We start from the raw sequence: 13,999 nt of genomic DNA on the forward strand, positions 1-13,999 counted from the left end.
CGTCACCTCCTGTGCAGGGCAATGGCAGGCTGGATCCGCAGGATCGAGCGCATGGACGAAGCGGTGGCGGCCAGCAGGACCACGGTTACCAGGACCGCAACCAGCACGTAGACCATGGGGCGCATGGTGATGCCCGAGTGGAAGACGACTCGGCCAATGAGCTGGGCCAGCCCGGAACCCACCGCGGCCCCGATCGTCAGCCCGATCGCCCCGATGACTGCGCTCTCAGCCAGGATGAGCCGGTTGATGGAGGCTGACGAGGCCCCCACCGCCTTGAGCAGAGCGAACTCCCCGGTGCGCTCCACCAAGGAGGCGGTGGTCAGGGAGGCGACGGCCAACGCTGCGGCAACCAAGCTCAGAGCGGTCATGAGGATCATGAGCACCTGCGTCTTGGATAGCACGTTGCCCTCCACCGCGGCGACCTGACGGACGGGTTTGGCAACGGCGCCGGTGACGACCTCCTCGATCTGGTAGGAGATGGACGAGGCGTAGGCCGTGCAGTACCAGGTCTCCCATTCCGCGGTGGACAGGGCGGCCGGGTTGGCGGCGGCCTTGCGGGACAAGTCGTTCTCGGGGGTGGTCAAGGCCTTGACCTCGATCTCATCGACCTGGCCGTCGTGCCCAGTGACCTTCTGAATGCCGGCCAGAGGGGCGTAGAACGTCTGGTCGTCCTTGTCCCCAGCGGTGTAGATCCCGGTGACGGTGAGGCTCTCTTCGCCCTGGGGCCCGGTGACCGTGATGGTATCCCCTTGGGAGACGCCTATGCGCTGCGCGAGCTTGGTGCCGACGACGGCCTGGGAGGCGTCGTCGGCGGGCCAGGTGCCATCCATCTTCCACCACGAGCGCATGGTGGACACTCCCAGGGTGGTGGACTCCCCAGTGGAGAGCTTGACGTCCTTGTTGAACCAGGCTCCCGCAGCCAGGACCTCGGTCCCCTCGGAGTTCTCCTTGCCGACCCCAGAGCCCGTGACCTTGACGGAGCCCGACAGCCTGGGTGTGAGGTCCACGATGTTGTAGGCCCAGAAGATCGTCTTGATATTGGTGACCTCTTTCTCATCCAGGAAGGAGGCCGCCTCCTTGTCCTTGTTCGTCTCGTAGCGGTTGTCGACTACCGCACCCGCGCGGGGCTGGACCACGATGTTGGAGCCGTAGTTGGTCAGCTCGGCGTTGAGCTTGTCGCCCACGTCGAGGACGACGCCGAGCATGGCCACCGAGATAGACGCGCACAGGGCCACGGTCAGGGCGATCAGCGAGCGACGGCGCAGCTGGCGGACGAAGGAACGGCGAAGCAACCGGATGAAGAACATCTCAGGACTCCTTTCCCAGCGCGAGACGGACGGGTCGCGGGCTGAGGGGGCTCATCGTTTGAACACCTTCGCGGAGTCCTCCAACACAGCGGTGGCGATGGTTAGGTCCCCACCATCGACCTCGAAGTCCACCGGAATGGGGTTGCATCCTCCCTTGAATCCGATGGTGGCGGGGTTGATGGCGACGTCGCAGCGTTTGCAGATGACCTTGCCGTCCTTCTCGAAGTAGCCCGAAGGCCCGCAGTTCTCACAGGCGTCTAGCCCGACCCCGTAGGCCCCTCCGTTCTTAAGAATCGCGATGAAGCGGACCTCGATGCCTCCAGAAGCGGCGTAGGCGTAGCGGTGGAGGTGCCCGTCGGCCAAGCCGGACAGTGAGACGCGGGCGAGCCCGGCGGCCTGGTCGAGGTTGTAGGGCTCGGGATCGGAAAGCTGAGGAACCTCATTGACCTTAGCCAAGGCAACGGTGCGGGTCAGGACCAGAGCACCGAAGCCAAGCGCGGAGGCCAATACCCATCGACGGCTGCGGCGGCGCTCGGCCCGACGCGAGCGCCGTACGGCCGGGTTGGGCTGCTCCGGCAGACGCCGCAAACTGGTAACGAATAGGCCTGTCAGGGGAATGAGGAAAACCGCGGCGGCCAGGAACAGGATCATGGTCTGCATGTTGTTGCTCGCCCAGACAACGAGCCGAAACGCCTCCAGGGACAGCGTGATGCGGTGCGCGGCGTGCAGCAGGCGCATGAGAGTCAGGGCGTCGGCTCCGGTCATGATGACGGTGAAGCCGAGCACGGCCAGGTTCGTGATGCGCCGCGGAAGTCCTTTACAGGCACGCACATAGATGAAGGCCAGTACCGCCACAGCGCACCATCCTCCCAGGAAGCCGAGCACGCGCAGGAGCATCTCAGAGGAGAAGGTGGCCTCCCCGGGGGCGATGAAGGCCGACAGTTGCAGAATGACGTCCGGGGTCGCTCGGAAGAAAGCCAGAGCCAGAACCAGGCATGCCACGGCGTTGGCGGCCGGCGAGAATCGCCCCGTATAACCCCAGGCGGGTCTGGCGACCAGCATGATCAGCACCGCGATCAGCAGGACGTCGGTGATCACCAGGGCGCTCGCCGCGGGCAGATTGACGGCGGTGCGAGACGCGAGAATGGCGGTGGCCCGAAGCGCGGCGAAGATACCCGCACCGGCCAGTCCAACGACGGTTGCGGCGAATCTGGCGCGGCTGGCCCTGGGCCACCCGTTGACGATATCAGGGGCCAGGCTCACTGCCAGCGCGGCCAGGAGCAGGAAAGGCATAGCCATGCCACCGACGACGGATACAAACCGTTCCAACATGCCTGTGAGCACCTTCTTCCTTGAGTTGGCTCAGAGGCCGACGACGGCCGGCCGCCTCGCGCCCGCCGGAGCGGTCGGGATTCACTTCCTCACCCGATCCTCCAGACGAGCACCGAGGAACACAGCCGGTCACGTCATCGGCCCCGCGTGTTCTTAGCCGTCACCACTCGTGCGGAGTGTATTGCCAGTCCCAGCTGAGCTCGATGGGGGTTGTCCAGAAGCGCCCTTCGACGCCGGTCTCCTTATCGACGTGGAGCATCCAACCGTTCTCGGCAGGGCTGTGGATCTTCAGCGTGAGCTGATAGGTGCCAGCGTCCGGCAGGGCGATATTGGCGCCGTAGTGGGGGCCGTCGGAGGCGTTCATCTGCATAAAGGTCCCACTGGTGGCTTCCTGCCCGGTGTCCTTGTTGGTGATGGAGTAGTCAATGGTCAGTCCCGGGACGAAATCGCCCTTGCCGTAGCCCAGGGTGTTGCCCTCCAGCCCGGTGACGTCGGCCTCCAGGTGGAAGGAAGCGTCAGCGGCCTTGAGCCCCATCCCCTGGGGCTCCATGTCGATAGGCTGGAAGTAGACGACGGAGACGTTGATCTGCTTCTCGGCCTCCTTGTCGCTACCGACAGGATATTCCTCGAAGCCCTTGCCCTTGGCGTCGTCGGCGGCCGAGGCGGAGCTGGAGGCGTTGGATTTGTCACCGGAGGAGCAGGCGGTCAGCCCCAGGGTTCCCGCTAGGACGATTGCTCCGATGGCGCTGACGATCTTGAGTGTACGCATGGGATTCCTTTGCTGTGTTGCGGCTGCTTGGCAGCGATGTGGTTGGGTGATGTGCGGTGGTGAGCCGTGACGCCGGCCCGGGTTGTTAGCACGGGCGTCGCAGCAGCCGCGGATCAGTGGGTCTGGGTGCGGGATTCGACTGCTAGCCGGAGGGGTCGTATCAGTGGGCACTGGAAACGTCGGCAACCTCCTCGGCCTGCTCGGCCTCCTCTGCTTCCTTGGCCGCATCCCTCGAGGAACGGCCGGCCTCACCGGACCGCCGAGTCGACAGACCGCGCTCGTCATTCGCCCGATGCGTGCGCTCGGCCTGACGCCTCTTGATGGTGGAGACGATTCCGAGAACGACGACAACGATGGCGATCAGGGCCTGGAACACGAGAGTCTCGTGGTAGGGGTAGATGCCCAGGAAGTCGTAGGTGGGCCAACCCGTCACGTAGGTGCCTGAGACGATGTCACCCTCGATGAGGGCATGGAGGCCACCGCCGGCGAAGATGACCACCAGGATGGCCATGAGCGCGCTGGTGATCGCGAAGAAGGGGCGCAGCGGGATCTTGACGCTGGTGTAGCGGATGACCAGGAAAACGGCCACGAGGACAACCATCCCGGCGGCGAATCCCTGCCAAATGGAAGCTCCGCCGGAGCGATCCATGGTGAGCAGGGCCTGGTAGAACATGACCGTCTCGGCGCCTTCCCGGAAGACCGCCAGGAAAGACAGGGAGGCCAGTGCCCATACGCCCCCGGTGGACACGGAGGCCTCCGTCTTGTTCTTGATGTAGGCGTTCCAGGAGCTGACCGAGGATTTCGAGAGCATCCAGTTGGAGGTGAACAGGAGCATGACCATGGCCATGAGCGCCACGACGCCCTCGAGGATCTCCTGGTGGGAGGAGGCAGAGTTGTAGAGCACGGCGAACAGGACCGCAACGATTCCGGAGGCGACCAGGCCCAGAATCAGACCCAGGTAGACCAGCCGGACCCGGTCCTTGAGCCCCGCCTTGATGAGGTAGGCGATGACGGCGGCGACCACGAGGATCGCCTCGAGCCCCTCACGAAGCAGGATGAGGAAGGCCTGTCCGAAGGAGCCGGTGAAGAAGGCCCGTACGGGGTTCACCTTGCCTCCGCTCGCATCGAGCGTGCCAGCGTCCTGAGTGATCATGTCCTTGAGACGCTCGGACTGAGCCGTCGCATTCGAGTCCCCCGCGATCATGGCCTTGCGAACTACCTTGAACTGGTTCTCGACCTCGGAGACGCGGTCTCCGGAGATGACGGCCATGACGGTCTTCTCAAAACCGAGCTTCTCGTAGTAGCCGTAGTAGGCCTTGTTTACCAGTTCCGCCCCGCCCTGTCCGTCGCCGGACCGCGTCTTCTCGACCGCCTGGTCGATGAGGCCGCTCATCTCGGAGGCGACCTGCGCCCAGCTGCGCTCCCCACGCCCCTCGTTGACGTTGGTCTTCTTGGCGTCGAGTTGGGCACGTTCGGTGGCTGTGGTCGCCGCTTGCTGAGCGGCGTAGTCGCGGGGGCCAGCAAGATCGGCCATGCCGTCAAGCTGCGTGGCATCGGCGGCGATGTCAGCCGACAGCGCCGCGGCCTGGCTGGATAGGGCCTCTCCATTGCCCGCGGAGTACGCCGACTGCCTCAGGGTGTCGAACGTGGTCTTGTGGTCTGCGGCTCTCTGGACACCGATACGGTCGGTGGTGACGCGCGAGAGGTTGGAGGCCACGTAGGCCGTGTTGTAGGCCCGTTGTATACCTGCTGCGGCACCGGAGGTGTTTCCGTTGTTGTACTGGGCGACGGCTGCCTGAAGCTCGGTGTCGACAGTGGTCGCAGCAGCAGTCCACGTGTCGTAGTCGGTAGCGGACTCGGCGGCATCGGCCCGCAGCGCTGGGCAGGACAGGAGGGGGGTGATGAACAGGGCCATGGCCATCAGCGCGAATGCGGCACAGGCAGCGAACGAGCCGTCACGCCGGTGCGGGAGCGCTGCCTGTGAATGGCGCATATGAGTTGTCCTTTGCACAGCTGGGAACTGTCGGTCGAGCCTTCTTGCGAATCTGCCGATGACATTCATGAATATCGACATCTTCACACTGAAGCTTAGGCTTCCCTAACCTTCATCGTCAAAGGTCAGACGGCATTCATGACAAAACGTCAGTTCGTTTCCTGGGAAGACGCCGATATCCTCGCGTACATCGCCACGGGAACACGCAGTATGTTCACGTCGAGGTCGACCCTCTCGATCTGCGGAAAGGAGAGCAGCAGGCGATGACCTCATCTCACTGGATGGCCCCTTCCGCGCTGGCCTCACTCGATGGCGGGTCTTTTTCTTTTCCTGCAACAGGCACCATCTGGACGGTTCGCACCCCGTCCCGGCTCCCACCGAGGACGGGAGCAGCTGTCGTCGAGTATGCGGAGGCCTTCGAAGCCGTATGGTCCAGGTTCCGTCCGTCGTCCCTGGTGCGTCGTATCGCAGACGGTGCACTGGGCGAGGGTCCGATCACGGTGGAGCTGCCCGCAGGCTCGTCCATCATGCTCGACCTCTACGACCGGCTGCACGCCGCGTCGCACGGACGCATCGATCCTCTGTGCGGGGCCGACCTGGTGGAGCTGGGGTACGACCCTCAACTGAGCTTCACGGTCAGGAGCGGTGCGGCAGAGCGCATCGGTGCGTTCCACGGCCGGGGCACGTGGACGGACGTCGTGAGGCACGACGGCGACCGGCTCACCATGTCGCATCCGGCACTGTTGGATGTGGGCGCCGTCGGCAAGGGATTCCTGGCCGATGACATGGGCGAGATCCTCCTGGCCCACGGCATCGAGGAATTCGTCATCGATGGCTCGGGCGACCTGCTCATCCACAGTCGGAAGCCGGTTCGCGTGGGACTGGAGCAGCCGGGCAGGGAGGGCATCGTCGTCGGGACCGTGGAGGTAACCTGCGGCGCCGTATGCGGATCGAGCCCGCACCGACGCTCCTGGGGCACGGGTCTGCACCATATTCTCGATGCGCTCACCGGGCTACCCGCCAAGAACATAACGGCCACCTGGGTGGTGGCCGAGTCCTGCGCAGCCGCCGACGGCTTGGCCACCGCCCTGTTCTGCGCGGATCCGGAGCAGTTGGCTCAAGCTTTCCGCTTCGAGTGCGTCATCCTCTCCAGCCATGGGCGGGCCTCGGTATCTCGGGGATTCTGCGACCTGCCCGGCCAGATCTTCACGGCATGAGCGGACGGCCCCAGGGACCTCAGGTCTGACGGTGGTGCCGCCAGACGTCACCACCGTCAGACCTGAGAGACAGGTTCTTAAAGCCGCTCACCAACTTTCTGAGAGAACTCCACGAGTCGGTTGGAGAAGCCCCACTCGTTGTCATACCAGCCGAAGACCTTGACCTGGCCGCCACTCACCTCGGTCAGGGGTGCGTCGAAGATCGAGGAGTGCGGGTTTCCGACAATGTCATGGGAGACGATCGGGGCCTGGGAGTACTGCAGGTATCCGGCAAGTGGTCCATGATTGGCAGCCTCGCGGAAGGCTGCGTTGACTTCCTCGACCGTTGCCGGGCGGGAGGTGACCACGGTGAGGTCGGTGATCGAGCCGACCGGAACCGGCACTCGCAGGGCCGCACCGGTCAGGCGCCCGTCGAGCTCGGGGATGACCAGACCGATAGCCTTGGCGGCGCCAGAGGAGGTCGGGATGATGGAGGCGGCGGCCGCACGCGCCCGACGCAGGTCCTTGTGGGGCGCATCGTGGAGCCGTTGGTCACCGGTGTAGGCGTGGACCGTCGTCATGAGCCCGCTCTCGATCCCGAAGGTGTCGTTGAGCACCTTGGCCAGCGGTGCCAGGGAGTTGGTGGTGCACGACCCGTTGGAGAACACGTCGGCGGCTGAGACGTCCAACCGGTCGTCATTCACGCCCAGAACGAAGGTGGGGACATCGCCCTTCGCGGGAGCGGAGACGATAACCTTCTTGGCGCCGCCCTTGAGGTGCTCGGCGGCCTTGTTCCGATCGACGAAGAACCCGGTCGACTCGATGACGACGTCGGCCCCGACCTCGCCCCAGGGGATCTTGGCCGGAGCCGGTTCGGAGAAGACCTTGATTGTCCGCCCGGCGACCTCGAGGTCCTTGCCGTCGGCGGTAACGCCGTCGAGATGTCCTGCCACTGAGTCCCACTCCAAGAGCGTGGCCAGCGTGCCCGCGTCGGTCAGGTCGTTGACGGCGACGACCTCGACGTCCGCCCCGCTGGCCAGCGCGGCACGCAGGTACGTGCGTCCGATACGCCCGAAGCCGTTGATACCGATACGAATAGTCATGATCCTTCTCCTTCGGTGAATGGTGGCATCAGAGGACACCGACGCCGACTTGTCAGGATCAGGAGGAGGCGGGCCCGTTGCCACCGGGAGCCGCGCCAGCGGCCCCGGCCGCTACACGGAGCAGCTCGAGGGCGCCTTGACAGGCCGCGTCATACGGGGCTCTGTCCTGCTCGGCCATGGCCAGGACGTAACCGCCTTGGACAACGGCGACCATCGTGCGAGCCAGATGGTCCGGCTCAAGGTCTGCCGGTAGGCGCCCCTGCGACCTGGCCGCGCCAATGACGACAACCAGCATCTCGCGAAGCCGAGCGAAGGCCTCGGCGACCGGCTCACGGAGACCGTCGTCGGCCACCACCGCCTTGTCCTGGGCCATCCGACCGACTCGACAGCCTTTGAGCGGATCACGCGGAAGGGTGAGGTAGGCATTGAGGATCTCGAGCGGATCCTCAAGATCCTTGAGCACGGCCTTCCAGGAATCCAGCTGGACCTGGCAGTTGTGATTCAGGGCCGCCAGCCCGAGATCCCGCTTGGTGGGGAAATAGTGATACATGCTCCCCTGACCGACGCCGGAGAGCTCGCGAACCGCTCGCGGGCTCGTGGCGCTGTAGCCACGCTCCCACATCAGCTCAGCCATCGCCTCAACCAGCTTCTCTCTCGAGTCCACGCCAGAACTGTACATACCTCACCATGACGTATCCCCGGGAGGCACGGCGGCCACCCGATTCCACTCCCTCCTGAACCTGATGCCACAACTGTACATACCTCTAGGTACAGAACACAAGGGCACTCCTTCCCCGAAGGTCGCCTCACGTGGGATTCAGTCAGACCGGCGCGCCCACGCGCAAGGTTGGCAGCCCCAGGCTCACCGGGGCGGTGTCGGGCTCGGGTGCGGCGCAGGCCTCGACCCGACGGCGCTCCCAGGCGTCTCCGGCGCGGGTGCGCCGCACCTGGAACAAGGCGGGTCCGTCGTCGAGCCAGAGGCGGTCACCGGGCTTGAGCGCCTCATTGGCGGCCGCGGCTACCGGGTCCAGCTTTCGCCCGCAGCGGGCGGAGTCGGCGATGAGGTTGTGGGGTGCGCCGTGGGTGACGCGTACGCTCACCATGTCGCCGGGGCGAGGCGCTCCGGCGGTGTAGTCGTCCTCGGCCAGTCCCTCGGGCAGGGCCACATGGACCAGCCGGTTGTCGGCGGCGCGCCCGGAGATGCGGGCGGTGGCCGAGTCGCGGCGCCCCTCGCCCTCGGCGACGAGCACCTCGACGACTCGCCCCTCCTGGTGCTCATTCTCCTCTCGGGCGATGCGGCGTACCAGTGCGTCGAGCCGCCGGTAGCGGTCTTTGACGACCTCGAGCGGAACCTGGTCGTCGCGGTCGGCGGCGGGGGTGCCGGGGCGCGGGGAGTATTCGAAGGTGTAGGCCGAGGCGAAGCGGGCCCGCTCGACGACGTCGAGCGTGGCCTGGAAATCCTCCTCGGTTTCGCCGGGGAAGCCGACGATGATGTCGGTGGTGATGGCGGCCTCGGGCATGACGTCGCGGACCTTGTCCAGGATGCCCAGGAAGCGCTTGGTGCGGTAGGAGCGACGCATGGCGCGTAGCACCCGGTCGGATCCCGATTGCAGGGGCATGTGGAGGCTGGGCATGACGGCCTCGGTGGCCGCCATGGCCTCGATGACGTCGTCAGTGAAGGCGGCGGGGTGGGGGCTGGTGAAGCGCACGCGCTCGATGCCCTCGACCGAGCCGGCCGCTCGCAGCAGTTTGGCGAAGGCGCCGCGATCGCCGAAGCCCACGCCGTAGGAGTTGACGTTCTGCCCCAGAAGGGTCACCTCGATGGCGCCCTGGGCGGCGACGGCCTCGACCTCCGCCAGGACCTCGCCGGGGCGGCGGTCGCGCTGCTTGCCGCGCAGGGAGGGCACGATGCAGAAGGTGCAGGTGTTGTTGCAGCCCACCGCGATGGAGACCCAGGCGGCGTAAGCCGACTCCCGGCGCGTGGGCAGGGTGGAGGGGAAGACCTTGAGGGATTCCTCGAGCTCGACGGCGGCCGCCGAGTTGTGACGGGCCCTCTCGAGCAGGGCGGGCAGGACGTCGAGGTTGTGGGTGCCGAAGACGACGTCGACCCAGGGGGCACGCTCCACGATCCCCTCCCCCATCTGCTGGGCCAGGCAACCGGCCACGGCGATCTGCATGCCGGGGCGCTCGCGCTTGACCGCGGCGAGCTGGCCCAGGTTGCCGAAGAGCCGGGTGGCGGCGTTCTCGCGCACGGAGCAGGTGTTGATGATGACGACGTCGGCGCCGCCGTCACCGGCATCGGTGGCGCGGGCGGCGGCTTCGGGCACGTCCTCAACGCGCAGGTAGCCGGCCCCCTCCAGCAGTCCCGCCATGTGCTCGGAGTCGTGGACGTTCATCTGGCAGCCGAGGGTGCGCACGTGGTAGGTACGCGGCAGGGCGCCGCGGGCGTCGAGAGCGGGGGCGGTGGTGGCGAGCGTGGTCATCGCCGAGCAGTGTAGGGCGCGGCAGGGCCCCACCCCAGTCCTGACGGACCGTCGTGACCAGACGCACGCCTGACGGGGCTCGCAGCGGAGAGGCATACGGAGAGGACCCGCCTCAGGGCTTCTTGCGCGAGGCGATTCTGGCGTCGTTGCGGGAGGCCTGGGCGAAGGCGGCGCCCGGAGCCGCCACCGAGCCGAAGGAGGCCAGGTCGCGGCGGAAGATGACGGCGGCTGTTGTGGGTCACGGGGATCGCCTACCGGTCGCCCGCCACCACCGTCCACTGCTCCAGCGCCAGGGCCGCGGCGCCGCGCGCCCACTCGTCGAACTCGAAGGGGCGCAGCAGGACCGGCACCGGGGCGGCCGCCCAGTGCCGCAGGGCGTCCACCTCCTTCTCGAAGGTCTCGCGGTAGGCCTCCACCACGGCGATCCCCTCGCCGGAGACGACGACGAGCTCGGGATCGACGTAGGCGATGAGAGTCCCCACGACCCTCCCGGCCGCCAGCGCAGCACGGCGCAGGACGCCGTCGACGCCCGCCTGTCGACGAAGCTCCGGATCCAGAAGCCGCTCGAGGTCCAGCCCCTTCTCCTCACACCCCAGGTGCTCGGCGGCCGCCCGCACGATCCCGGCGGTCGAAGCCAGGGCGCGGGCGCACCCGGGGTGCCCGATCTCGCAGCTCGGTCCGGACGGATCCACCGGAAGGTGCCCGACGCTGCCGGCCGCCCCCCTTGCCCCAGAGATGGCCTGGCCGCCCATCACGATGCCGCACCCGATCCCGGCGCCGAGGGTGACCAGGGCGAAGGGATCCTTGCCGCGCCCCGCCCCGAACCAGGCCTCGGCGTAGGCGAAGGCGCGCACGTCGTTGGCCACAGCGCAGGGCAACCCGGTGGCCTCGGCGACCCTGGCGGCCAGGGGGACATCGCGCCAGCCCAGGAAGCTGGCCACGACCACGGTCCGCCTCCCGACGACGGCCGCCCCCAGGGAAATCCCGATCGCGTCCGGCCGGCGACCGCTGCGCTCGGCCAGGCCGGCCACGACGGAGGCGATCAGGGCGGTCACGGAGTCGGGGTCGGTCTCGGTCAACGGCAGGGATTCCCCGACCAGGACCTCGCCCAGTGGATCGGTCAGGACGGCGTAGAGGCGGTCGGCGGTGAGCTTGACGCCCGCGACGGTGGCGGAGCCCGCAACGACGGCCAGGAGGCGGGTGGGCCGCCCCGGCCCACTGGCCTCCACCGGGGGCCGCTCCTCGATGAGGCCGGCCTCGATGAGCGGACGCACCGTGCGCGTCGTCGTGGCCGGAGACAGTCCCAAGCGCCCGCCGAGCTCGCCGCGGCTCATGGGACCCACTGAGATCAGGGAGAGCAGTGTCTGAGCGCCGAGGCTGCGTCCTCCACCGTCCATGTCCTGTTCCCGCTCCCGCCGTCGCCGACTGCTAGATGGACCATTGGGCCCATGACCTGGGACGACGCCCACCGCCGCCCGATTCGTACCGACACTGTAGGTCAAATCCCTTGCGGAAACTGGCGCCATCAATTATTTTCATCTTACAAGGAATCATTCCTGGTTCCCGCCCCCTCCCCCGGAAGGACGATGATGACCCTCCATCTGCGCCGCGCCGACACCTCCGTGGTCCTCGACCTGCCCGACGACCGTTTCCCGGTGGTGCGCCACTGGGGCCCCGACCTCGGCGACGTCAGCGGCGAGGACCTGGCCGACGCGACCCCCGCCCAGGCCACCTCCCTGGGCACCAACACCGCCTGGATCACCAATGACCTGCCGATCCTGCCCCTGGCCCACCTGGGTTGGAGCGCGCGTCCCGCCGTGGCGCTCTCGCGCACCGACGGCACGGCCTTCTCCCCCCACCCCACCGCCTTCAGCCACGAGGAGAGTTCCGAGGACACCCCCGCCGGCACCGCCCACGTAGTCCGCTCCGCCGGTACCGACCCGGTCCATCGGCTCAGCCTGGGAACGGAGCTGCGTCTGGAGCCCTGTGGCCTGGTACGCCTGCGCGCCTGGGTCCGCGACGACCGCCCCGAGTCCGATGGCGAGCGGGGAGCCGACCTCGTTGTCGGCGAGCTCACCCCGGTGCTACCGCTGCCCGACAGCGCCGACGAGCTGCTCGACACCACCGGGCACCACGTCCAGGAGCGCAGGCTCGTGCGCACCCCCTTCACCCCGGGCACCCGCCTGCGCGAGTCCTGGGAGGGGCGCCCCGGGCACGACGCCGTCACTTGGCTGGCCGCCGGCCCCACCGGCTTCGGATGGCGCAGTGGGCGCGTCCACGGCGTTCACGTGGCCTGGTCCGGCAACGTCCGTCACCTGGCGATGAACCCGGCCTCGGGGCGCAAGCTCCTGGGAGCCGGAGAGCTGCTCCTGCCGGGCGAGGTCTCTCTGGCCCCCGGTCAGACCTACACCTCTCCGTGGACGGTCTTCTCCTGGGGCGAGGGCTTGGACACCCTGGCCCACCGCAGCCACGCCTGGCTGCGCTCGCGCCCCGCCCACCCCAGCCGCCCCCGCCCGGTGTTGCTCAACACCTGGGAGGCCGTCTACTTCGACCACGACCTGGACAAGCTCAAGGCCCTGGCCGACGCCGCGGCCCAGGTTGGTATCGAGCGCTACGTCCTGGACGACGGCTGGTTCGGCTCCCGCCGCGACGACACCTCGGGACTGGGCGACTGGCAGGTCTCCCCCGAGGCCTGGCCGGACGGTCTGGAGCCGCTCGTGGAGCACGTCCACTCCCTGGGAATGGAGTTCGGTCTGTGGTTCGAGCCGGAGATGATCAACGTCGACTCCGAGCTGGCCCGCGCCCACCCGGAGTGGATCCTCTCCGACGGCGCAGGCGGAGCGCCCGAGCACCGCCATCAGCGGGTCCTGGACCTGACTGCCCCAGGCGCCTGGGACTACCTGTTCGACGCCATTTCCGCCCTCGTGGAGCGCCTGGACATCGCCTACCTCAAGTGGGACCACAACTCCCCCCTGCTGGCCGCGGGTCATGAGGTCGCCGACCCCACCGCGGGACGTCAGGGGGCAGCCGCCGTCCACGACCAGACCCTGGCCGTCTACCGGCTCCTGGACGCGCTCCACGAGCGCTTCCCTTCCCTGGAGATCGAGTCCTGCGCCGGCGGCGGCGGCCGCATCGACCTGGGGATCATGGAGCGCGCCCAGCGGGTGTGGGCATCGGACTGCATCGACGCCCACGACCGCCAGAACATCCAGCGCGGCACCACGCTGCTGCTTCCCCCGGAGCTGGTGGGCACCCACGTCGGCTCCGGGCGGGCCCACACCACCCTGCGCGACCTCGACCTCGACTTCCGGGCCGGGACCGCCCTATGGGGCCACATGGGCGTGGAGTGGGATCTCACCGAGGCCGATGAGCCAACCCGCGAGCGCTTGGCCTCCATCATCGCGCTGCACAAGGATCTGCGCGGCCTGCTGCACTCGGGCGTGACGGTTCACGCCGACCTGCCCGATGACGACATGCTGCGCATCGAGGGCGTCGTCGCCCCTGACAGCTCCGACGCCCTGTTCGAGATCGCCTCGCTGGGTCAGCTCCTGGTCTGGCCCACGGCGCCGCGACCGTTGCCCGGATTGGACCCCTCGCGCCGCTACCACGTGCGCCTGGCGGCGCCGACCTACACCGAGCTGAGCCTCGCGGCGGGCTGGATGGCCGAGGGCGTCACCCTGCCCGGTTCCTACCTGACCACCACGGGCCTGGCACTTCCGGTGCTGCACCCCGACCACCTCGTCCTGCTGCGCGTGAGCACCGTCAACTGACGGCTCGGTGATCCTCTGAGTCGCTGATCCGTTCACCCTTCTTCCA

10 protein-coding genes are annotated in these 13,999 nt (G+C 67.6%); 2 read left to right on the forward strand and 8 right to left on the reverse strand.

The genetic code is table 11. The features are described 5' to 3' along the window. Nucleotides 1-2: 2 nt before the first annotated feature. The 4 genes from HMPREF0975_RS08050 to HMPREF0975_RS08065 form a co-directional block, all read right to left on the reverse strand. Entirely contained in the window at nt 3-1,307 is a 1,305-nt protein-coding gene (locus tag HMPREF0975_RS08050; protein WP_009233654.1) for an ABC transporter permease, read from the reverse strand. A gap of 51 nt (nt 1,308-1,358) precedes the next feature. Continuing rightward, a complete protein-coding gene (locus tag HMPREF0975_RS08055; RefSeq protein WP_049939657.1) occupies nt 1,359-2,639 on the reverse strand; it encodes a DUF2318 domain-containing protein in 1,281 nt (426 codons plus the stop codon). Nucleotides 2,640-2,799: 160 nt separating this feature from the next. Further along, nucleotides 2,800-3,408 (reverse strand): iron transporter, encoded by a 609-nt coding sequence (locus HMPREF0975_RS08060; RefSeq protein ID WP_009233656.1) that lies wholly within the window; start codon nt 3,406-3,408, stop codon nt 2,800-2,802. A gap of 160 nt (nt 3,409-3,568) precedes the next feature. Then, nucleotides 3,569-5,401, reverse strand: a complete 1,833-nt coding sequence (locus HMPREF0975_RS08065; RefSeq protein ID WP_009233657.1) for an FTR1 family iron permease — start codon at nt 5,399-5,401, stop codon at nt 3,569-3,571. A gap of 263 nt (nt 5,402-5,664) precedes the next feature. Here HMPREF0975_RS08065 and HMPREF0975_RS08070 point away from each other — a divergent pair, with 263 nt between their 5' ends. Beyond that, nucleotides 5,665-6,618 (forward strand): FAD:protein FMN transferase, encoded by a 954-nt coding sequence (locus HMPREF0975_RS08070; RefSeq protein ID WP_009233658.1) that lies wholly within the window; start codon nt 5,665-5,667, stop codon nt 6,616-6,618. Nucleotides 6,619-6,695: 77 nt separating this feature from the next. Here HMPREF0975_RS08070 and gap read toward each other — a convergent pair whose 3' ends face one another. The 4 genes from gap to HMPREF0975_RS08090 all read right to left on the reverse strand — a co-directional run bounded on the left by gap (nt 6,696) and on the right by HMPREF0975_RS08090 (nt 11,580). Beyond that, the gene (gene gap, locus HMPREF0975_RS08075) at nt 6,696-7,700 is read right to left on the reverse strand and encodes a type I glyceraldehyde-3-phosphate dehydrogenase (RefSeq protein ID WP_009233659.1); all 1,005 of its coding nucleotides are present in this window, start codon (nt 7,698-7,700) and stop codon (nt 6,696-6,698) included. Nucleotides 7,701-7,758: 58 nt separating this feature from the next. Next, entirely contained in the window at nt 7,759-8,379 is a 621-nt protein-coding gene (locus HMPREF0975_RS08080) for a TetR/AcrR family transcriptional regulator (RefSeq protein WP_009233660.1), read from the reverse strand. Between the two features lie 142 nt (nt 8,380-8,521). After that, on the reverse strand, nt 8,522-10,183 hold the full coding sequence (miaB, locus tag HMPREF0975_RS08085) for a tRNA (N6-isopentenyl adenosine(37)-C2)-methylthiotransferase MiaB (protein WP_049939631.1): 1,662 nt from the start codon (nt 10,181-10,183) through the stop codon (nt 8,522-8,524). Nucleotides 10,184-10,434: 251 nt separating this feature from the next. After that, a complete protein-coding gene (locus tag HMPREF0975_RS08090) occupies nt 10,435-11,580 on the reverse strand; it encodes an ROK family transcriptional regulator (RefSeq protein WP_009233662.1) in 1,146 nt (381 codons plus the stop codon). Nucleotides 11,581-11,772: 192 nt separating this feature from the next. Here HMPREF0975_RS08090 and HMPREF0975_RS08095 point away from each other — a divergent pair, with 192 nt between their 5' ends. After that, complete coding sequence (locus HMPREF0975_RS08095; protein ID WP_009233663.1) at nt 11,773-13,953, forward strand: alpha-galactosidase; 2,181 nt, start codon at nt 11,773-11,775, stop codon at nt 13,951-13,953. Nucleotides 13,954-13,999 lie beyond the last annotated feature (46 nt).

This window comes from Actinomyces sp. oral taxon 849 str. F0330 (genome assembly GCF_000239715.1).
In the GTDB taxonomy this organism is placed as follows: Bacteria; Actinomycetota; Actinomycetes; order Actinomycetales; family Actinomycetaceae; genus Actinomyces; species Actinomyces johnsonii.